The sequence below is a fragment of the Mesorhizobium sp. LMG 17147 genome, assembly GCF_024297145.1.
In the GTDB taxonomy this organism is placed as follows: Bacteria; Pseudomonadota; Alphaproteobacteria; order Rhizobiales; family Rhizobiaceae; genus Mesorhizobium.
Genome location: NZ_JANCTC010000002.1, coordinates 286,742 through 307,152, shown reverse-complemented (window position 1 = coordinate 307,152; position 20,411 = coordinate 286,742). Strand labels below are relative to the sequence as shown.

The 20,411-nt window shown below is 62.7% G+C and carries 20 protein-coding genes; 12 read left to right on the top strand and 8 right to left on the bottom strand.

The features are described from left to right. Positions 1-148 precede the first annotated feature (148 nt). A complete protein-coding gene (locus NMG46_RS05385) occupies positions 149-1,024 on the top strand; it encodes a DMT family transporter (protein ID WP_254816678.1) in 876 nt (291 codons plus the stop codon). Positions 1,025-1,068: 44 nt separating this feature from the next. Here NMG46_RS05385 and NMG46_RS05380 read toward each other — a convergent pair whose 3' ends face one another. Continuing rightward, positions 1,069-1,920: a YihY/virulence factor BrkB family protein gene (locus tag NMG46_RS05380; RefSeq protein ID WP_254816677.1), complete on the bottom strand. Its 852-nt coding sequence runs from the start codon at positions 1,918-1,920 to the stop codon at positions 1,069-1,071. 57 nt (positions 1,921-1,977) lie between these two features. On the opposite strand from NMG46_RS05380, the gene NMG46_RS05375 reads away from it, so the two are divergent. The 7 genes from NMG46_RS05375 to NMG46_RS05345 all read left to right on the top strand — a co-directional run bounded on the left by NMG46_RS05375 (position 1,978) and on the right by NMG46_RS05345 (position 7,525). Then, positions 1,978-2,844, top strand: a complete 867-nt coding sequence (locus NMG46_RS05375) for an SDR family oxidoreductase (protein ID WP_254816676.1) — start codon at positions 1,978-1,980, stop codon at positions 2,842-2,844. A 23-nt stretch (positions 2,845-2,867) separates the two neighbouring features. Next, on the top strand, positions 2,868-3,059 hold the full coding sequence (locus NMG46_RS05370; protein WP_023677950.1) for a twin transmembrane helix small protein: 192 nt from the start codon (positions 2,868-2,870) through the stop codon (positions 3,057-3,059). Positions 3,060-3,084: 25 nt separating this feature from the next. Continuing rightward, the gene (locus NMG46_RS05365) at positions 3,085-3,666 is read left to right on the top strand and encodes a cob(I)yrinic acid a,c-diamide adenosyltransferase (RefSeq protein ID WP_254816675.1); all 582 of its coding nucleotides are present in this window, start codon (positions 3,085-3,087) and stop codon (positions 3,664-3,666) included. Positions 3,667-3,688: 22 nt separating this feature from the next. After that, positions 3,689-4,492, top strand: a complete 804-nt coding sequence (locus NMG46_RS05360; protein WP_254816674.1) for a rhomboid family intramembrane serine protease — start codon at positions 3,689-3,691, stop codon at positions 4,490-4,492. 205 nt (positions 4,493-4,697) lie between these two features. Next, entirely contained in the window at positions 4,698-5,447 is a 750-nt protein-coding gene (locus NMG46_RS05355) for an electron transfer flavoprotein subunit beta/FixA family protein (protein WP_254816673.1), read from the top strand. Positions 5,448-5,602: 155 nt separating this feature from the next. After that, positions 5,603-6,532, top strand: coding sequence for an electron transfer flavoprotein subunit alpha/FixB family protein (locus tag NMG46_RS05350; RefSeq protein WP_254816672.1), 930 nt, complete (start codon positions 5,603-5,605; stop codon positions 6,530-6,532). A 114-nt stretch (positions 6,533-6,646) separates the two neighbouring features. After that, the gene (locus NMG46_RS05345; RefSeq protein ID WP_023677945.1) at positions 6,647-7,525 is read left to right on the top strand and encodes a 3-hydroxybutyryl-CoA dehydrogenase; all 879 of its coding nucleotides are present in this window, start codon (positions 6,647-6,649) and stop codon (positions 7,523-7,525) included. Positions 7,526-7,534: 9 nt separating this feature from the next. On the opposite strand, the gene NMG46_RS05340 is transcribed toward NMG46_RS05345, so the two are convergent. Together NMG46_RS05340 and NMG46_RS05335 are read right to left on the bottom strand one after the other, a co-directional pair. Continuing rightward, a complete protein-coding gene (locus NMG46_RS05340; protein ID WP_254816671.1) occupies positions 7,535-8,173 on the bottom strand; it encodes an NrsF family protein in 639 nt (212 codons plus the stop codon). 2 nt (positions 8,174-8,175) lie between these two features. Continuing rightward, positions 8,176-8,718 (bottom strand): sigma-70 family RNA polymerase sigma factor, encoded by a 543-nt coding sequence (locus NMG46_RS05335; RefSeq protein WP_254816670.1) that lies wholly within the window; start codon positions 8,716-8,718, stop codon positions 8,176-8,178. Between the two features lie 201 nt (positions 8,719-8,919). On the opposite strand from NMG46_RS05335, the gene NMG46_RS05330 reads away from it, so the two are divergent. From NMG46_RS05330 to NMG46_RS05320, 3 genes are all read left to right on the top strand, one after another. Beyond that, entirely contained in the window at positions 8,920-9,927 is a 1,008-nt protein-coding gene (locus tag NMG46_RS05330; RefSeq protein ID WP_254817068.1) for an iron ABC transporter substrate-binding protein, read from the top strand. A 166-nt stretch (positions 9,928-10,093) separates the two neighbouring features. Further along, complete coding sequence (locus tag NMG46_RS05325; RefSeq protein ID WP_254816669.1) at positions 10,094-11,677, top strand: iron ABC transporter permease; 1,584 nt, start codon at positions 10,094-10,096, stop codon at positions 11,675-11,677. Further along, the gene (locus tag NMG46_RS05320) at positions 11,674-12,756 is read left to right on the top strand and encodes an ABC transporter ATP-binding protein (RefSeq protein ID WP_254816668.1); all 1,083 of its coding nucleotides are present in this window, start codon (positions 11,674-11,676) and stop codon (positions 12,754-12,756) included. Before NMG46_RS05325 ends, NMG46_RS05320 begins: the two co-directional genes overlap by 4 nt. A 22-nt stretch (positions 12,757-12,778) precedes the next feature. Here the strand turns inward: NMG46_RS05320 and ugpC are convergent, their stop codons facing one another. The 4 genes from ugpC to ugpB all read right to left on the bottom strand — a co-directional run bounded on the left by ugpC (position 12,779) and on the right by ugpB (position 16,987). After that, the gene (gene ugpC / locus NMG46_RS05315; protein WP_254816667.1) at positions 12,779-13,846 is read right to left on the bottom strand and encodes a sn-glycerol-3-phosphate ABC transporter ATP-binding protein UgpC; all 1,068 of its coding nucleotides are present in this window, start codon (positions 13,844-13,846) and stop codon (positions 12,779-12,781) included. A 7-nt stretch (positions 13,847-13,853) separates the two neighbouring features. Continuing rightward, positions 13,854-14,702 (bottom strand): sn-glycerol-3-phosphate ABC transporter permease UgpE, encoded by an 849-nt coding sequence (gene ugpE / locus NMG46_RS05310; protein ID WP_254816666.1) that lies wholly within the window; start codon positions 14,700-14,702, stop codon positions 13,854-13,856. A gap of 8 nt (positions 14,703-14,710) precedes the next feature. Further along, on the bottom strand, positions 14,711-15,595 hold the full coding sequence (gene ugpA, locus NMG46_RS05305; RefSeq protein ID WP_254817067.1) for a sn-glycerol-3-phosphate ABC transporter permease UgpA: 885 nt from the start codon (positions 15,593-15,595) through the stop codon (positions 14,711-14,713). Between the two features lie 81 nt (positions 15,596-15,676). Further along, positions 15,677-16,987, bottom strand: a complete 1,311-nt coding sequence (gene ugpB, locus NMG46_RS05300) for a sn-glycerol-3-phosphate ABC transporter substrate-binding protein UgpB (RefSeq protein WP_254816665.1) — start codon at positions 16,985-16,987, stop codon at positions 15,677-15,679. 293 nt (positions 16,988-17,280) lie between these two features. On the opposite strand from ugpB, the gene NMG46_RS05295 reads away from it, so the two are divergent. Next, on the top strand, positions 17,281-19,713 hold the full coding sequence (locus NMG46_RS05295) for an EAL domain-containing protein (protein ID WP_254816664.1): 2,433 nt from the start codon (positions 17,281-17,283) through the stop codon (positions 19,711-19,713). Positions 19,714-19,715: 2 nt separating this feature from the next. Here NMG46_RS05295 and NMG46_RS05290 read toward each other — a convergent pair whose 3' ends face one another. Continuing rightward, positions 19,716-20,396: a TlpA disulfide reductase family protein gene (locus tag NMG46_RS05290; protein WP_254816663.1), complete on the bottom strand. Its 681-nt coding sequence runs from the start codon at positions 20,394-20,396 to the stop codon at positions 19,716-19,718. Positions 20,397-20,411: the final 15 nt, after the last annotated feature.

Sequence of the window (20,411 nt, the reverse complement as noted above, 5' to 3'; positions counted from 1 at the left end):
TAGACCGGCGAGCTGACGGCCATCAATGGCGCTCCTTCAATTCAAATGACTCTATGGATCAACCGTTTGGTTTTGCTTGCCGGCCCGAACGGCATTAAGCAGTCGCCGCAGTCGATCCCTCACCCGAATTCACCGCGGCCTCCTGAAAATGCACAGCCTCAAGCGGTTCATCCCCGCCTCTTTCGTCGTCCTGTGGGCGACCGGCTTCATCGGCGCGCGCTATGCCATGCCGTGGGCGGAGCCCTTTACTTTCCTGGCCGCGCGCTTTGTCCTGGCCGCAATCCTGCTTGTCGCTTTGATGGCCGCATTAGGTTCGAGCCGCGCCACCCGTGATGAGGCGCTGCACGCGACCGGCGCCGGCATCCTGATGCATGGGGTCTATCTCGGCGGCGTGTTCTGGGCCATCCACCGGGGCATGCCCGCTGGGCTTTCAGCCCTGATCGTCGGCCTGCAGCCGCTGATCACGGCAGTGCTCGCCGGCCGGCTTCTGGGCGAGGCCATCCTGCCGCGCCACTGGGCCGGTCTCGGTCTAGGGTTGATCGGCGTGGTAATCGTGCTCTGGCCGAAGCTCGGCGCGCTCGGCGGCGGGGTGACGGCCGAAACACTGGGCGCCTCGCTGGTCTCCGTACTCGGCATGAGTGCGGGCACGATCTGGCAGAAGCGTTTCGCCTCCGGCGGCGATCTGGTGGCTGCCACGTTCTGGCAATATGTCGGCGGCGCATCGGTGATGGCTCTGGCCTCGTTCGCCTTCGAGACCCGAACGGTCATCGTCAACGGCGAACTGATTTTCGCCATGGCCTGGCTCGTGCTGGTGCTGTCGATCGGCGCCATCTTCCTGTTGATGGTGATGATCCGCGACGGCGAGATGTCGAAGGTCGCCTCGCTGTTTTACCTCGTGCCGGCCGTCACCGCGGTCATCGCCTGGGCATTGTTCGGTGAGCAGTTGAGCCCGCTCCAGATCGCCGGCATGGCAATCGCGACGCTCGGCGTCGGGCTGGCGACCGCTCAGCCGCCAAAAGCATGATCCCAAAAAGTGGGAACCGGTTTTCGGAAAAGATCATGCTTAACTCAGCCGACTCTCGCACGCGCCTCTAAATAGCGGCTGATCGCGGCGTTGAGCTCGCCACCGAGGATGAAGATCGCCGAGACGATATAGAGGAATACGACGGCGATCATGATCGAGGCGAGGCCGGCATAGGTCGTCACATAGGACGAGAAATGATCGAGATAGGCGGCGAAGATGGTCGACCCGATAAGCCAGCCGATCAGTGTGAAGATGATGCCCGGCACGATGGAGACGAAGCGGCGCTTGCCGGCCGGCAACCAGAAATGCACGGCGAACAGGCCGCCGATGATGACGACCGAGGCGATGACGTAACGCCACAGCGTGATCGTGCCCATGTAGGGCTTTATCCATTCGAAATGCGACTCGGCCAGCCGTGCCAGCAACGGCGCGAAGACCAGCAGCACGCTGATCGCCAAAAACCCCGCCGTCGCGATCAGCACGAAGATGATGCTCTGCACCCGCCGGTAGATGATGCCCCGCGTTTCCGAGACACGATAGGCACGGTTGAGCGAAGTCCGCAGCGCCTCGATGCCGTTCGAGGCGAAGTATCCGGCAAGCACGATACCGTACGTCAACAGGTCGCTGCGCCTAACGGTAAGCACGTTGAGCACTTCGCGCGCGATCGGTTTGGCGATCTGCTCGGGCCATGTGTCGAACACAAGGTGCACGGCGGTGTCGGCGAAGGCCTGCGCGCCGAAAAAACTCGCCAGCGTCGTAGCGAAGATCAGGAAAGGAAAAAGCGCCATCAGCGCGGTGATCGCCAGATGGCTGGCCATTGCCCAGCCGTCGTCGGTGTTGAAATGGCCGAGCGCGTCGTAGAGGACGCGTTTAAGGGCTACGATCTTCCGCAACAAGAACCGCGTTCCCTTCGATTGTCCGGACGCCGCGAATATGGGAAGGGTTTGCAGTAAATGACAACCCTAGGTCAAACCACCATTCCTCCCGGAAAAGAGTTGCGCACCATCATTGTCACAGGTGCCTCTTCCGGTATAGGCGCCTATTGCGCCCATGCTCTTAAGAAGGAAGGCTGGCGGGTGTTCGCAACGGCCCGAAAGCCCGAAGATATCGCAGCGCTCGAGGCCGACGGCATCGAGGCCTTTTATCTGGACTACACCGAGCCTGGATCGATCGAGGCGCTGGTGGCGTCGGTGCTGGAACGGACCGGCGGCCGGCTCGATGCGCTCTTCAACAATGGCGCGTACGGACAGCCCGGCGCCGTCGAGGACCTGCCGGTCGAGGCTTTACGGCAGCAGTTCGAGGCCAATGTCTTTGGCTGGCATGATCTCACTCGCCGCGTCGTACCGGTGATGCGCCGCCAGGGCCATGGTCGTCTCGTTCATTGCTCGTCGATCCTCGGCCTCGCGCCGGTGCCTTTTCGCGGCGCCTACTCGGCATCGAAGCACGCTATCGAAGGGCTGATGCTGTCCCTCTATCAAGAACTCCGGGGTAGCGGCATCCATGTTTCGCTGATCGAGCCGGGGCCGGTAAAATCGAAGATCGCCAGCAACAGCCTCGCATGGTTCCTGGCGAATATCGATCACGAGAATTCCGTTCATCGCCTCGCCTATGCGGCGCAACTCAAACGCCTGCGGGCCGGCGGCAGCACATCGCGGCTGAAGCCCGGGCCGGAGGTGGTTTATGCCGCCTTGCACCATGCGCTTCTGTCGCGGCGCCCGCGCCCGCATTATGTGGTAACAGTGCCGGCCAGGATCGGCGCGATCCTTAAACGCATCCTGCCGGCATCTGCACTCTACCGTCTGCTCGCCAAACGCGCCTGAACGCAATTCATCTGGAACACATCATGGCAACCGTCTTCAACATCCTCGCCGTTCTTGTCATGGTCGCAGTGGTGATCGTGCTGATCCGCGGCCTCATCAACATGATGCGCGGCGGCTCCAGCATGACCTCCAACAAGCTGATGCAGACGCGCGTGCTCTTGCAGTTCGTGGCCTTGGTGCTGATCATGCTGGCGGTGTATTTCACCCGTAAGTGACGCAGCACCAGCCGGGAGGTACCCCTTGGTCAAGCTCAACAAGATCTACACCCGCACTGGCGACGACGGCACCACCGGTCTCGGCTCCGGCGAGCGGCGGCTGAAATCCGACCTTCGCATCGACGCCTACGGCACGGTCGACGAGGCCAATGCCTGCATCGGCATGGCCCGCATCCATACAGCGGCAGTAAATCCGGCGATCGATGCGATGCTCGGCCGCATCCAGAACGATCTTTTCGATCTCGGCGCCGATCTGGCAGTTCCCGATAATGGCAAGCCGCTGGACTACGAGCCGCTGCGCATCGTAGCCTCGCAGACCGACCGCGTCGAACAGGACATCGACCTCCTCAACAAAAATCTGCAGCCGCTCAAATCCTTCGTGCTCAATGGCGGCACGCCGGCCGCTGCCGCCCTTCACCTCGCCCGCACGGTCGCGCGCCGCGCCGAGCGCATCATGGTGGCGCTGTCGCAAGACCCAAACGAGCCCGTCAACCGCGAGGCAATAAGGTACATCAACCGCGTCTCGGACTTCCTGTTCGTTGCCGCGCGCGCGGTCAATGACAACGGAAACGCCGACGTGCTATGGGTTCCTGGCAAGAACCGCTGAAATCCGCCGAGCTGGGGACCCGATGTTCATCCCGCTTTACGACACCAACAGGCTGCGGCACATCAAGCTGCAATATGTGACCATCGGCCTAATCGCGCTCAATGTGTTGATCTACCTTGTCACCACGCTTGGCGGTGAGGACTTCTCCAACGCCGCGGTGCTGGGCCTCGGCTTCATCCCGTCGGTCGTGCATGACAGCGTCGAGCTCGCTCCGCAATTCGTCGTCATTCCCGAGAGCCTGAGCTACCTGACTTATTCCTTCCTGCACGCGGATATCTTCCACCTCGGCGGCAACATGCTTTTCCTGTGGGTATTCGGCGACAATGTCGAGGATGCACTCGGCCACATCCGCTACCTCATCTTCTACCTGCTTTGCGCCATTGCCGGCGCTTTCTTCCAGGGTCTGGTGGCCTGGGATTCGCAAGTGCCGCTGATCGGCGCGTCGGGCGCCATCGCCGGTGTCGTCGCTGCCTATCTGATCCTTTATCCGCGCGTGAAGGTGTGGGTGCTGGCCTTCGCCCGCATCCCGTTGCGTATCCCGGCTTTCATCCCGCTCATCCTGTGGATCCTGTTCCAGATCTTCATGTTTGCCCAGGGAGGCGAGGATCAGGTCTCCTGGGCCTGCCATATCGGCGGCATCATCGCCGGAGCCGTGCTGGTGCTTGTCTTGCGCAGCCGCGGCGTGCCGCTGCTCGCCGCTGCGGATGAAGAGACTGTGGTGGTCGCCGGCCATGTGCCCGTTGCCGTAGAGCCGGCGCCAAGCGAACCGCAACCTGCGCAGCAGGCGCCGCGCTGGGGCCGGGGAAGCGTTTCCGGTCCGGACTGAACTGATTTGAGTGCTTCGCCGAGGATCCGAGTGCGCCGGATATTGACGCGCGGGGTCGCCGCAACTACGGAAGCGCCACCCTACTGGCGTGGCGAAGACCAGAATTCCGTCCGGAATGTCGGCTTTCGACAACTCTGAAGAGGTGCACGCTGCTATAGCGCGTCCGACGCGCGTGAGAGACTATCGTGAAAGAGGTGACAGGCAAATGAAGATCCTTGTGCCCGTGAAGCGGGTTGTGGATGCGAACGTCAAGGTCCGGGTGAAAGCGGACGGTTCGGCGGTGGAACTCGCCAACGTCAAGATGGCGATGAACCCGTTCGACGAGATCGCGGTGGAAGAGGCGATCCGGCTGAAGGAAGCTGGTAAGGCCGAAGAGATCATCGTCGTGTCGATCGGGCCGCAGCAGGCACAGGAGACCTTGCGCACGGCGCTCGCCATGGGCGCCGACCGCGCCATCCTGGTCAAGACCGACGAGCAGACTGAGCCGCTGGGCGTCGCCAAGGTGCTGAAGGGCGTCGTCGAGGCAGAACAGCCCGGCCTTGTCATTCTCGGCAAGCAGGCGATCGACGACGATTCCAACCAGACCGGCCAGATGCTGGCCGCACTTCTCGGCTGGGCGCAGGGCACCTTCGCCTCCAAGATCGTGCTCGACGGTGACAAGGCCATGGTGACGCGCGAGGTCGATGGCGGCCTGCAGACGCTGGAACTGAAGATGCCGGCAATCGTCACGGCGGATTTGCGGCTGAACCAGCCACGCTACGCGTCGCTGCCCAACATCATGAAGGCCAAGAAGAAGCCGCTCGACGAGAAGAGCCCTGCCGACTACGGCGCCGACGTCAAGCCGCGGCTGAAGGTGATCAAAACCGAGGAGCCGGGCGGCCGCAAGGCGGGCGTCAAGGTCAAGACCGTCGCCGAACTGGTCGACAAGCTGAAGAACGAAGCCGGCGTGCTCTAAGGAATTCCGATGAGGCCGGCCGGCAAACGGCCGGTGTCTCCGCTTCCGGTGCCCACGTACTGAAGTACGCTCCGCTCCGGTTCTCGAAACCAACCGTTTTCGACTCGGCCTGACCGGATTTCAGGAGCCTCGAAGACGAAAGTCAGGAAAACATCATGGCTATTCTTCTGATTGCCGAACACGACAACGCTGCGCTTTCCGACCAGACCGCCAAGGCGCTTTCGGCGGCGCTGCAGATCGGTTCGGACGTGCATGTGCTGGTTGCCGGCAAAGATGCCAAGCCGGCAGCGGACGCAGCCGCCAAGCTCAAGGGCGTTACCAAGGTGCTGCTCGCCGACGCTGACGAACTGACCGAGCGTCTCGCCGAACCGCTGGCGGCACTCGTCGTTTCGCTTGCTGAGCCATACGAGACGATCATCGCGCCGGCGACCTCGTCGGGCAAGAACGTCGCGCCCCGCGTGGCGGCGCTGCTCGATGTCGCCCAGATATCGGAAATCATCGAAGTCTTGTCGCCCGACACCTTCAAGCGGCCGATCTATGCCGGCAACGCCATCCAGACGGTGCAGTCGAGTGACGCCAAGAAGGTCATCACGGTGCGCACCGCTTCCTTCCAGGCCGCACCCGAGGGTGGTTCCGCGCCGGTCGAGATGGTTCAGGCGGCGGCCAATCCCGGCCTGTCGAGCTTTGTCGAGAACAAGCTCTCCGAGACCGACCGTCCAGAGCTGACCTCGGCCAAGATCATCATCTCGGGTGGCCGCGCGCTGGGCTCCTCCGAGAAGTTCCAGGAGGTCATCCTGCCGGTCGCCGACAAGCTCGGTGCGGCGGTTGGCGCATCTCGCGCCGCCGTCGATGCCGGCTATGCGCCGAACGACTGGCAGGTCGGCCAGACCGGCAAGGTGGTAGCGCCCGACCTTTATATTGCCGTCGGCATCTCCGGTGCCATCCAGCACCTTGCTGGCATGAAGGATTCGAAGGTGATCGTTGCCATCAACAAGGACGAGGAGGCGCCGATCTTCCAGGTCGCCGACTACGGTCTCGTCGGCGATCTCTTCGTCATTCTGCCGGAACTGCAAAAGGCGCTTTGACGCCTTCTGCCAAAGCGTATTAAATTCCGAGGGGTGGGGTAGACGAAGTCGCCCCGCCCTTTTAGTTTGCACTGCACAAAAAACGGGCCGCAAAGGCCTCGACGGGATCGGGTAATGAGCAAGATCGAGACGATCGGCATCATCGGCGCGGGCCAGATGGGCGGCGGCATCGCCCATGTGTCGGCGCTGGCGGGCTATAAGGTGCTGGTTTACGATATTTCGCCCGACCGCATCGAAAAGGGCATCGCTACGATCAGCGGCAACATGGCCCGTCAGGTCGGCTCCGGCAAACTGGAGGAAAAGCTGCGCAATGAGGCGATGGCGCGCATTTCGGCGGCACCGGCCATGGCCGACCTTGCGGGGGCCGATCTGGTGATCGAAGCAGCGACCGAGGACGAGACGGTCAAGCGCAAGATCTATGCCCAGCTCTGCCCGCAGCTCAACCCCGAGGCCATCCTGGCGACGAACACGTCATCGATCTCGATCACACGGCTGGCTTCGCAGACCGACCGGCCGGAACGCTTCATCGGCATACATTTCATGAATCCGGTTCCGGTGATGAAGCTGGTCGAACTGGTGCGCGGCATCGCCACCGAGGACCAGACCTTCGAGGCGGCAAAAACCTATGTGAAGCAGCTCGACAAGACGATCACCGTCTCGGAGGATTTCCCGGCCTTTATCGTCAACCGCATCCTGCTGCCGATGATCAACGAGGCGATCTACACGCTCTATGAAGGTGTCGGCTCGGTCGACGCCATCGATACCGCCATGAAGCTCGGCGCCAACCATCCGATGGGGCCGCTGCAGCTTGCCGATTTCATCGGGCTCGACACCTGCCTGTCGATCATGCAGGTGCTGCATGACGGACTGTCGGATTCGAAATACCGCCCCTGCCCGCTGCTGGTCAAATATGTCGAGGCCGGCTGGCTCGGACGCAAGACCGGGCGCGGCTTTTACGACTATCGCGGCGAGCATCCCGTTCCGACACGCTGATTCTTATCGCTACCAGCGCACAAAAAGTCGTCCGCCGAGCGCCCCGAGCACGGCAAGGATGGCGACCGCGATCGTATACCAGGTGCCGACGAAAAGCGGCGAATCGTCGAAGCAATGCGCCGCATAGAAGGTCGCCGCCAGCCCGCCGGCAAGCAGGCCCGCGGCCGCACCGGCAAGCACCGGCCTTGTCGGCGCGCCATGGCGCAGGACCGCGAGAAAGACGGCAAGCGGGCCGATCCCGATCAACGGAATGAAGGTCAGGCAGATGACCATGTTCGTCCCGACCAGGCGTGTGCCCCAGTCGGACGCAGGCACGGCGAAGAGTTCGAGAATCACGGCCACAATCACCAGCAGCGGGGCGGCGATCATCCAGCTTGCCGCTCGGCGGGTCGATGCACCGGGGGTCGACAGCGCATGCACCAGGGCAAAGGCGCTGGCCGAAAGAGCGATCGTGAAGACGAATTTGGACAGGAACCGCATCGTGTGCATGGCGATTGCAATGTCGGGGCGCGGGCCGATCGTCAGCCAGAAAACCGCGGCCGCGATCACCATGGCCGCACCGGCGGCAAGCCACCAGGCGGCGCCTAGCGGCAGCGCCTTGCTGCGGGCATCGGCGTCGAGCGCCTTGATGAGATCTTCGGTCCTCATTTTTATTCCCGCCTCGCCCCGAACCGTTTGGCAATGGCGGCAAGCCCGCGGTGCAGTGACACCCGCACAGCCGTCTCGCTGATGCCGAATTTTGCCGCCGTCTCGCCGATCGAACGGCCTTCGACCGATACGGCCGAGACGACGGAACGCTGTGCCGGCGACAGGCTGTCGAGCGCCCGGTTGACGTCGCGCTCGCTCACCGTCTCCGATTCCGGCTCGGCAAAGGTCTCGGCGATTTCGTCGATCTCGACCTCGATCCGCCGGCCGCGCCGCCGGAACGCGTCGATCAGCTTGAAGCGGGCTATTGCATAGACCCAAGGCAGCACCGGCGCATTATCGCGCCAGGTGTGTCGTTTCACATGAATGGCCAGCAAGGTTTCCTGCACGACATCCTCGGGATCCACCCCACCCTGCACGATCTTGCGCCGGGCAAAGCCACGAACGAGCGCGGCGATCCGGTGCAGAAAGTCGGCATAGGCCCTTTCGTCTCCGGCGATCGCGGCCCGCAGCAGCCGTGAAAGCTCGGCTTCGTCCTTGCCGCTCACAAGAGTTCACTCCCCGATATTCGCGTCTCGGCGCTGATTTGTTACGGGGCCGGCGAAATAATGTCCAAGGCAAATTAGCTGAGCATCACGAAAGTTTGGCCTTTTGAGCAATTGAGTGGGCCAGCAATGTTGACTGCGCTAGTCATGTATTGGTAGGTGCAGCGTGCCAAGCCAATGACCATCGAAATCGAGGACGACGCCATGAAATATGCTCTTTCCGCCCTTGCCGGTGCGACAGCACTTGCAATCAGCCTGATCGCCGGCCCGGCAATAGCAGAGGACGAGGGCATCGTCGTCTACAACGCCCAGCACGAAAACCTGACCAAAGCCTGGGCGGAGGGATTCACCAAGGAAACCGGCATCAAGGTTACCGTCCGCAATGGCGGCGACAGCGATTTCTCCAATCAGATCGTTGCGGAAGGCACCGCTTCGCCCGCCGATGTATTCCTGACGGAGAATTCGCCGGCCATGGCATTAGTCGAGGCGGCCGGCCTGTTCGCACCGGTCGACACCGAGACGCTGGCCCAGGTTCCGCAGGAGTACCAGCCGGCGAGCGGCAAATGGGTCGGCGTCGCCGCGCGCAGCACGGTCTTTGCCTACAACAAGACCAAGCTGGCCGCCGACCAGCTGCCCAAATCGCTTCTCGATCTCGCCGATCCGAGCTGGAAGGGCCGTTGGGCCGCTTCGCCCTCCGGCGCCGATTTCCAGGCGATCGTCAGCGCGCTTTTGCAGCTCAAGGGTGAGGCAGCGACGGCCGAATGGCTAAAGGCGATGAAGGAGAATTTTACCGGCTATAAGGGCAACAGCACGGTGATGAAGGCGGTCAATGCCGGCGAGGTCGAAGGCGGCGTGATCTATCACTATTACTATTACGGCGATCAGGCCAAGACCGGCGAGAACAGCAAGAACGTCGAGCTGCACTATTTCAAGCATCAGGATCCCGGTGCTTTCGTCTCGGTTTCCGGCGGTGGCGTGCTGGCCTCGAGCAGGCACCCGAAGGAAGCACAGGCTTTCCTGAAATGGGTCACCGGCAAGGGCGGCCAGGACGTGCTGAAGACAGGCGATTCGTTTGAATACGCAGTCGGCAAGGGCGCCGAGTCCAATCCGAAGCTGGTGCCGCTGGCCGATCTGCAGGCGCCGAAAGTCGACCCGACGACGCTGAACTCGAAAAAGGTGACCGACCTGATGAGGGCGGCCGGCTTGCTTTAGCCGGCGTTCGTCCTAAAAGGGCAACCGACTGCGCTCCTGTGGGAATTCGCTTTCCGCGGGAGCGCTCTGTTTTCAAGATGGCATTTGTCCATGACCACAAGCTGCTCGCCGCATTCGCCGACGATTGTTTCCGCCTTCGGGCGGAAACGGCACAACGTCTGATCTGATGCAGTCGGCGATCGATCTCGCACCTTCAGGCTTGCCAGCCGATACCACGGCCGTGCGGGCACGTCGTTGGTCGGTCTCATGGATTGCGCTGGCTGCCGTCTTTGTCTCGCTTTTCGCGCTGCTGCCACTTGCCTTCATCGTCTGGGTGGCGGTGCAGACTGGCTGGGAAACCGTGGCGGCGCTGGTGTTCAGGCCGCGCGTCGGCGAACTTCTGGTCAACACCAGTCTGCTGGTGGTGCTGACCGTGCCGATTTCGATCGTGCTGTCGGTGGCGCTGGCCTGGCTCACCGAGCGCAGCGATCTGCCGGGGGCCCGCCTATGGGCCTGGTTGTCGGTGGCGCCGCTCGCCATTCCCGCCTTCGTCCACAGTTACGCCTGGATCACCATGGCGCCCAGACTGCACGGCCTGTGGGCCGGCGTGCTTGTATCGGTCATCGCTTATTTCCCGTTCCTCTATCTGCCGATAGCGGCAGCTTTGCGCCGGCTCGATCCCGCTCTCGAAGATGCAGCAGCGGCCCTCGGGCTTGGCCCATGGCGCGTGTTTCGGCGTGTCGTGCTGCCGCAGCTCCGACTCGCCATTTGCGGCGGCTCGCTGCTGGTCGGCCTGCACCTCCTGGCCGAATACGGCCTTTACGTTTTCATCCGCTTCGACACCTTCACCACCGCGATCGTCGACCAGTTTCAGTCGACCTTCAACGGTCCCGCCGCCAACATGCTGGCCGGCGTGCTGGTGACCTGCTGCCTTGTGCTGCTCGGGCTGGAGGTGCTGGTGCGCGGCGAAGAGCGCTATGCCCGCGTCGGTTCGGGTGCTGCGCGCCAGCAGCAGCGCACGAGCCTTGGGCGCGCCACCATTCCTTGCCTGCTGCTGCCTGCCATTACCACGCTACTGGCGCTCGGCGTGCCGTTCGCCACCATCGGCCGCTGGCTCATGGCCGGCGGCGCCGATGTCTGGCGGCTCGACGAGATCGGCCTGGCGCTTGGCCAAACGCTGTTCCTGGCGATTGCCGGGGCGCTGCTCGCCACCATCGCGGCAATGCCGATGGCGTGGATCTCGATCCGCGCGCCGGGAAGGCTGCAACGCGTCCTGGAGGCCTGCAACTACATCGTCGGCGCGTTGCCAGGCGTTGTCATCGCCCTGGCGCTGGTCACCATCGCCGTGCGTATCGCCATGCCGCTCTACCAGACCCTGTTCACTATCCTGGTTGCCTATGCGCTGATGTTCCTGCCGCGCGCCCTGATTAGCCTCAGGGCGTCGATCGCACAGGCGCCGGTCGAGCTCGAACGCGCCGCCTGCAGCCTCGGCCGGTCGCCGCTCAAGGCGCTGTGGTCGACGACCATCCGCCTGTCGGCGCCGGGCGCCGCAGCCGGCATGGCGTTGGTCGCGCTGGGCATCATGAACGAATTGACCGCAACCCAGATGCTGGCGCCCAACGGTACCCGCACTCTGGCCATGGCGTTCTGGTCCTATAGCGGCGAGATCGACTATGCGTCGGCAGCGCCTTATGCCCTGATCATGGTGGCGATGTCGCTGCCTTTGACCTGGCTGCTCTACGTCCAGTCGAAGCGGATGGCCGGGCGATGAGCTTTCTCGAGCTGAGCGGCATCCACAAGCACTACGGGCCCGTCGCAGCACTTGCCGGCGTCGACCTCAGCGTGGCCAGCGGCAGCCGTACGGCAATCGTCGGGCCGTCCGGTTGCGGCAAGACCACCTTGCTGCGGCTGATCGCCGGCTTCGAGGCGCCGGACCAGGGCCGCATCGTGCTCGATGGCGAGGTGCTGGCCGACGGCGACACGGCCGTGCCGGCGCATCGCCGCGGCATCGGGCTGGTGGCGCAGGACGGCGCTCTGTTCCCGCATCTGAGCATCGCCGCCAATATCGGCTTCGGCATGGGGCGTCACGAGGAAAAGCGGGGCGAGCGCATCGCCGAGCTCGCCTATGTCGTCGGGCTGGACAAAGGTATCCTGAAGCGCCGTCCGCACGAACTCTCCGGCGGCCAGCAGCAGCGCGTCGCGCTCGCCCGCGCCATGGCCATGAAGCCGCGGCTGATGCTGCTCGACGAGCCGTTCTCGGCGCTCGACACCGGCCTGCGCGCCTCGATGCGCAAGGCCGTGGCCGAGCTCCTTGAAACCGCCGGCATCACCACCATCCTGGTCACCCATGATCAGGCCGAGGCGCTGTCATTCGCCAGCCAGGTCGCGGTGATGCGCGACGGCAAATTCTCGCAGATCGGCACGCCGCGCGAGCTCTATTTCAGGCCGAAGGACAGGATGATCGCCGAGTTCCTCGGCGACGCCATCGTCTTGCCGGCCCGGATCGCCGATGGCTTCGCCACCTCGCCGCTCGGCCGCATCGCCGTCGACAGCACTGAGCGGCGCGACATCGCCCGCATCATGCTGCGGCCCGAGCAGGTGCTGCTGAAACGAACCTCGCGTGAAGGCATGTCGGGCACGCCGGACATGCTGTTCGGCGAGGTCACGGAATCCGAATTCGCCGGCTCGATGTGCACCATCGCCGTGCGTCTTTTGAACAGTCCCGATCCGCCCGACGCGGCCGCCATCGGCAACACGCCATTGATCCTGCGCAAGCCGGGCATGGACGCGCCGGCGGTCGGCGAGATCGTGCGGCTGACCGTGTCGGGCAAGGCGCATGTGTTTGCCTGAACGGTTTTGCGCAAGGCCGATTTCAATCGACCCGTTTGCCCGTCTGATCGAACCAATGCAGCTTTTCGGACCTGGCCACGACGCGCAATCGGTCGCCTGGCTTGGCGCTGGCGCGGCCTGAGACGCGCACCACGATGCGGCTGCCGGCTGCCACGCAATGGATAAAGCTTTCGGCACCGACCGGTTCGACCGCTTCCACTGTCGCCGGCAGCGCGAGCGCGCCGGCCGGCGCCTCTGCCGCGAAGGTGATATCGGCGTCCTCCGGACGAAAGCCTAGTGTCACCGCCTTGCCCTGTCGAGGCACCAAGCCAATCACCGTACCGTCGGCCAATACCGAGCTTGGGGAGGCCCCTGTGAGCGCCAGCAGATTCATCGGCGGTGCGCCTATGAACGAAGCGACGAAGGTCGAGGCCGGTTTCTCGTACACATCAAGCGGCGCGCCGGTCTGCTCGACCAGTCCGGCGTTCATGACGACGAGGATGTCGGCCAGCGTCATCGCCTCAAGCTGGTCGTGCGTGACATAAACCGAGGTGACGCCAAGCGAGCGCTGCAGATTCTTGATCTCGATGCGCATCTGCCCGCGCAATTTCGCATCGAGGTTGGACAGTGGTTCGTCGAACAGGAAGACCTTCGGGTTGCGCACGATGGCGCGACCCATGGCGACGCGCTGGCGCTGACCGCCTGAAAGCTCGCGCGGGCGCCGGTCGAGCAGCGCCGAAAGCTCCAGCACCTTGGCCGTCGAGCGTACCCTGCTGTCGATCTCGTCCTTCGGCGTGCCGCGGTTGCGCAGGCCATAGGCCATGTTGTCATAGACCTTCATATGTGGGTAGAGCGCGTAATTCTGGAACACCATGGCGATGTCGCGCTCGGTCGGGCCGATGGCGTTGACCACCTTGCCGTCGATGGCGATTGTACCGGCCGAAATGGTCTCCAACCCGGCGATCATCCTCAGCAGCGTGGACTTGCCGCAACCTGACGGGCCGACCAGCACGCAAAGCTCCTTGTCGGGAATGGCGATGGAGACGCCCTTCACGGCTTCGACGCCGCTGGGATAGACCTTCTTCACGTCCTTCAGATCGACGGTCGCCATCAGAGTCTCACTTTTCGGATTCGACCAGGCCGCGCACGAACCAGCGTTGCATCATCACCACGACGAGGATCGGCGGCACGATGGCCAGCATTGCCGTGACCATCACGAGGTGCCATTGGGTGTCGGCGTCGGCGAAGGAAACCATCTTTCTCAGCGCGATGACGATGGTGTTCATGTCGTTGCTGTTGGTGACGAGCAGCGGCCAAAGATACTGCGTCCAGCCATAGATGAAGAGGATCACGAACAGCGCGGCGATGTTTGTCCGCGACAGCGGCAGGAGGATATCGAAGAAGAAGCGCCATGGCCCGGCACCGTCGACACGCGCCGCCTCGACCAATTCGCCCGGTATGGTCATGAAGAACTGGCGAAACAGCAGCGTTGCGGTGGCTGAGGCGATCAGCGGGACGATCAGGCCGGCATAGGTGTCGATCATGCCGAGATCGACCATCACCTTGTAGGTCGGCAGGATGCGCACCTCGACTGGAAGCATCAAGGTGATGAAGATCAGCCAGAAGAAGGTCATGCGCAGCGGAAAGCGAAAGAACACGATCGCGTAGGCCGACAGGATCGAGATGAAGATCTTTCCGACCGCAACGCCGAGCGCCATGATCGTGGTGTTGAGGAGCAGCCTGCCGACGCTGACCCCGCCGATACGGCCGATGCCGCCGAACAGCGCCTCACTGTAGTTGTTCCATAGCTGGCCGCCCGGCAAGAGCGGCAGCGGCGGCCTGAGGATCGTTTGCAGCGTGTGCGTCGAGGCAACGAAGGTGTAGTAGATCGGAAAAGCCACGATCAATATGCCGAGGATGAGCACGGCATGGGCGATGAAGGTGCGGAGCGGGGACTGGCCGATCATCGCTGCCCTCAGCCGTAGTGGACTTTGCGTTCCACATAGCGGAACTGGATCGCTGTGAGCGCGATGACGATGGCCATCAAAATGACCGACTGCGCCGCCGAGTCGCCCAGGATCAGATTGACGAAGCCGTCATTGTAGACCTTGTAGACCAGCGTCTCGGTCGTCTTGCCCGGCCCGCCGCCGGTGACGGCATGAACGATGCCGAACGTGTCGAACAGGGCATAGACGGTGTTGACGACCAGCAGGAAAAAGGTTGTCGGCGCAAGCAGCGGGAAGATGATGGTCCAGAAGCGCTTGGTTTCGCCGGCGCCGTCCATGGCCGCCGCTTCAATCAGCGTTTTCGGCACCGCCTGCAGGCCGGCGACGAAGAACAGGAAATTGTAGCTGATCTGCTTCCAGGCAGCCGCCGACACCAGCAGGATCATGGCGTGGGTGCCGTTGAGCAGTGGGTCCCAGGCAATGCCGAGGCTTCTCAGCAAATAGGCCAACGAGCCTATCGAAGGGTTGAACAGAAACAGCCACAGCATGCCGGCAATCGCGGGCGCCACAGCATAAGGCCATATCAACAGTGTGCGGTAGAGGCCTTTGCCGCGCACGGCCTTCTCGGCCATGACCGCGAGCAGCAGGGCCACAACCATGGCAACGATCGCGGTCGCAAGCGAGAACATCACCGTGACCTTGATCGAGTTGAGGTAGGCCGGATCGGCCAGCACCTTCCGGAAATTGGCAAACCAGACGAACCTGCTCTTCAGCCCGAACGGGTCTTGCCTGAGCATCGACTGGTAAAGCGCCTGACCGGCCGGCCAGTAGAAGAAAACCAGGGTGATGGCGAGCTGTGGCGCCACCAGCAGGTAGGGCAGGATCTTGTTGGGAAAGACGACGCGTGGAGACAGGCTGATTTCCCTCGCTATCCAGGCATCGCCCACGCGCGCTCGCGTGGGCGATATTCCAACCGATTGACCGAGACGATCTCGTTAGTTGTCCAGGGCTTCCTTGATCGCGGCGTTGCCGCGCGCGACCGCATTGTCGAGGGCCTGCTGGGCGGTTTGCTGGCCGGCCAGCATCTTCTCCAGCTCCTCGTTCTGGATATCGCGCACCTGCGGCAGATTCGGCAGGCGCACGCCCTTCGAATTGTCGGTCGGCGGCTTGCCGATCATCTGCAGGATGGGTGTCTCGCGGCCGGCGTTCTTGTCATAGAAGCCTGATTTCTTGGTCGCCTCATACGCGGCGAGCGTCACAGGCAGGTATCCCGACTTCTGGTGCAGGTATTCCTGCACATCGGTCTTGGACAGATAGGCAAAGAAGGCGGCGACGCCCTTGTATTCCTCGTCCGACTTGTTGCCGAACACCCACAGGCTGGCACCGCCCGGCGTCGTGTTCTGCGGGGCACCCTTGGCGTCACTGTCGTAGGGAAGCTGGCCGATGCCATAATTCATGCCGGACTTGACGATATCGCCGAGGCCGCCCGACGATTCAGTGAAGATGCCGCATTCGCCGGCGAGGAAGATCTGCTTGGCTTCGGAGGTGCGTCCGCCATATTTGAACGTGCCGTCCTTGGCCAGGTCGGCGAGCGCCTGGAAGTGGTTGACGAAAATCGGCGCATTGATCTTGAGTTCGACGTCGCCGCCGGCCAGGCCGTTCTGCTGGGTGGCCCAAGGCACGTCATTCCACGCCGCGAAATTCTCCAGATGGATCCAGGTCAGCCAGGTCGAGGTATAGCCGCAAGAGGCGGCGCCGCTCGTTTTGATCTTCTTGGCGGCTTCCCAAACCTCGTTCCAGGTCTTGGGCGGATTGTTCACGTCGAGGCCTGCCTTCTGGAAGATGTCCTTGTTGTAGTAGAGGATCGGCGAGGAGGAGTTGTAGGGGAAGGACAGCATGGTGCCGTCCGGCTTGGAATAATAGCCGACGATGCCGGGCAGATACTGGCTCTTGTCGAAAGTCATCCCGGCGCCGGTCATCACATCGGCCACCGGCTTTATCGCACCCTCGGCCGCCATCATCACGCCGGTGCCGACGTCGAACACCTGGAGGATATCGGGCGCTTGCCCGGCACGAAAGGCAGCGATGCCGGCATTCAGCGTCTCCGGATAGGTGCCCTTGAACACCGGAACGAGCTCATAGTCGCTCTGGCTGGCGTTGAAATCCTTGGAGATCTTGGCGACGACCTCGGCGTTGGCGCCGGTCATGGCGTGCCACCAGCTGATCTGCGTGACGGCGAAGGCGGAGGTGGTGGAAAGCAGGGTCACGGTGGCGGCGATACCGGCCGCAAAGCCGAGGAACTTCATGTTTCATCTCCCGTTTGTCATTGGCGAAAGGGGCACCTCCGCAAAGCCAATATGTGGCGCTGATGACAATCGGACAACGGTTTTGTTGCCGATCAATGAACACCATTCCTTCCTAAAGTGCACTCGCTACCGAAACCGGGCGTCAGAAACGACATCACCGCCTTTTTCGGCGCAGCGGCATCGGTTTTCCCCCGAAAAGACCCGCCTCATGGCCCACGGGTTAACCATTCGTTAAAATCTCCAAGAGCTAATCCGTCACACCTCCCCTGTTAGTTTTGACCGAGTGAACCAGGATGCTGACGGTCTATAGTTGTATCGTAAATCAGCACGACCTGAGACTGGTTGCGCTCGCCGCACTCGTCTGTGGAATTTCTTGTTTCTCTGCGGTTAATCTCCTTAAGCATGTCGGCCGATCGACCGAGCGAAACCGGCTTGTCTGGCTGATGATCGCCGCAGCTTCGACCGGGTTCGGCATATGGGCGACGCATTTCATCGCCATGGCCGCGTTTACGCCGGGAATACCGAACGCATACAATCCGGGATTATCCGCCTTTTCGCTTGCCGCCGCCGTCATCCTGACCGCGCTTGGGATGTGGGTCGCCACCTTGCGCCGCGGCATCGACCATTTCCTCGTCGGTGGCGCCATTCTCGGCGGCGCCATCGCGACGATGCACTACATCGGCATGGCGGCTTTCGAGGTCGAAGGCCGGGTCGTATGGAACCTGCTCCTTGTCGCGATATCGCTTCTGGCCGGCGTGACCCTTGCGGCACTGGCACTCCTGGTCGTTTTGCGCCGCCCGTCAGCACTCGCGACTCTCGGCGGCGCCGCGCTTTTGACGCTGGCCATTTGCAGCTTGCATTTCATCGCGATGGCCGCGGTGTCGATCATTCCGGATTCCTCGATTGAAATATCCGAACATTCCATCGAGCCCATTTCCCAGGCCTTTGCCGCAGCGGTCGCCAGCCTTGTAATCCTTGTGCTGTCAGGTGCCGCGCTGTGGATCGATCTGCGCTTTCGCCACCAGAAGCTCGAGGCCGAGCGCATGCACGATCTCGCCAATGCGGCGGTGGAAGGTCTGATCGTTTGCGATGGCACCCGCATCGTCAGCGCCAATGACAGTATGGCGAAGCTGACCGGAACAGCGACAGCCACCCTGAACACGATGCAACTCGGCGAGCTTTTCGACGGACAGAGCGCAGCCGCTATGTCCGGCTTCGGCGAACAGGCGCAGGAAGCGAAATTAAGGGGCAGCGACGGCGCGAGAATTCCTGTCGAGCTGATCGCCAGGAAGATCACCTACTGCGGCAGGCCTCATACGGTGCTTGCCGTTCGCGACATCCGTGAGCGCAAGAAGGCAGAAGAAGAGATTCTCCGCCTCGCGCATTTCGATCCGCTTACCGGGCTTGCCAATCGGCGGAGCTTTTCTTCCCGGCTGGAAGCAGAAGTCGCCTCGATGGATCGTGGCGGCAAGGATGGATATCTGGCGCTCCTGCTGCTTGACCTCGACCGGTTCAAGCAAGTCAACGACCTCTACGGCCACAGCGCCGGTGACGCGATGCTGCAGAAGCTCGCGCACTGCATCTCCGGCATCCCGCGCAACGGACAGATGCTCGCGCGTCTCGGCGGTGACGAATTTGCCATCATAGCTCCGAACCTCCCCGACCCCTTGGCCGCAGGCCGGATAGCCGAGGACTTGCTGGCGGCGATCCGCGAGGAAAACAGGGTTTCGGTCGGCTCCGGCCTCGTCTCGGCCAGCATCGGCATCGCCTTCTTTCCGCTGGATGCCGAAGACCAGGCCGGCCTGATCAGCCATGCCGACACGGCACTCCATCGCGCCAAAACCGAAGGCAGGGACACTTACCGGTTTTTCGAGATAGCCATGGGCACCGCGGCCCGCGACAAGCGCGTGATGGAGCATGAATTGCGCCAGGCCATCGCCCGCAAGGAGTTCCACCTCGTCTACCAGCCTCAGAAGGAAATCCGCGGCGGCAGGATGATCGGCTTCGAAGCCCTGGTCCGGTGGCAGCACCCTGAGCGGGGTGATATTTCTCCGGCTGTTTTCATCCCCGTGGCCGAGGACAGTGGCGCGATCGCCCAGATCGGCGACTGGGTGCTGACGACGGCTTGTAACGATGCTGCTCGCTGGACAAATCCGCTGATGGTCGCCGTCAACGTCTCCGCCGTGCAGCTTCACAATCCGAACTTCAGCCGCAAGGTGCATGATGCACTGGCGAGGTCCGGCCTGGCACCCGGCAGGCTGGAACTGGAGATCACCGAAACAGCCCTGGTGAAGGATATGCCCCGCGCGCTGGCGGCCTTGAGGCAGGTCAAGGCGCTTGGCGTGCATGTAGCGATGGACGATTTTGGCACCGGCTACTCTTCGCTGTCCAACCTTAGCGCCTTTCCCTTCGACAAGATCAAGATCGACGGGTCGTTCATCAAATCGGTCGACAAGAACGCCCAGTTCGCGGCGATCGTCCGCGCCGTGCTGGGGCTTGGACGCGGTCTCGGCCTACCGGTCCTTGCGGAGGGCATCGAGACGCCGGGTGAATTGCAGTTCCTGGACGCCGAGGCTTGCGAGATCGGGCAAGGCTATTACCTCGGCAAACCGGCTCCGATCGAGACGTTCGGCGAACTGACGGGCGTGGCTGCTCCGGCAATCCGCACAGCCAGCCGACGCGGCGCAAGCATTGCCGTGCTCAAGCCGCGCCTGCGCACGGTCTGAGCCTATCCTGGCTGAAGCGCCGCCTCGACCAGACGCTTGGCATCCGGCCCCGACCATTCGGCCGGGCCGTTCATATGGGCGATGAGGCAGCCTTGCCCATCGATCAGCATGGTGACGGGCAGACCTAGCGCCAGGCCGCGCGTCTTGACGTCGTTGAACAGCGCCATCGTGGCATCGCGATAGTAGCCGAGCGACTTGACACCGGTGTCCTCCAGGAATTTCTTCGGTTTGGCATCGTCGCCGGCATCGACGTTGACGGCAACAACCTGAAACGCATCGCTGCCCATCTCCTTCTGCAGCGCATCGAGCGCCGGCATTTCGGCGCGGCAAGGCGCACACCATGTCGCCCACAGATTGAGCAGCACCGTCTTGCCGGCATGATCGGCTATCGTCGTCGGCTTGCCGTCGGGGCCGTTGAAGGCAAGGCTTTTCAAGGATTGCGGCGGATCCGCCGGCAAAAGCGCGGCAACCTGGCCGGTAGCAGCGGCGGCGATCTTCTTGGCACGGTCGGTCTTGGCGACGCAGGCGGCGTCGTCCTTGCCGCCGGCGGCCACTTGCGCGGGCGCCTTGTTGCCAGAACTGCTTTCCCTGACATATACCGCGACCGCGCCGGCCAGCATGCCCGCAACCAAAGCGGCGAGGATGAGACGCAAAGCCGGGAAGAATCTATTGCCGTCTGCCATTTTTGAAAAACTGCT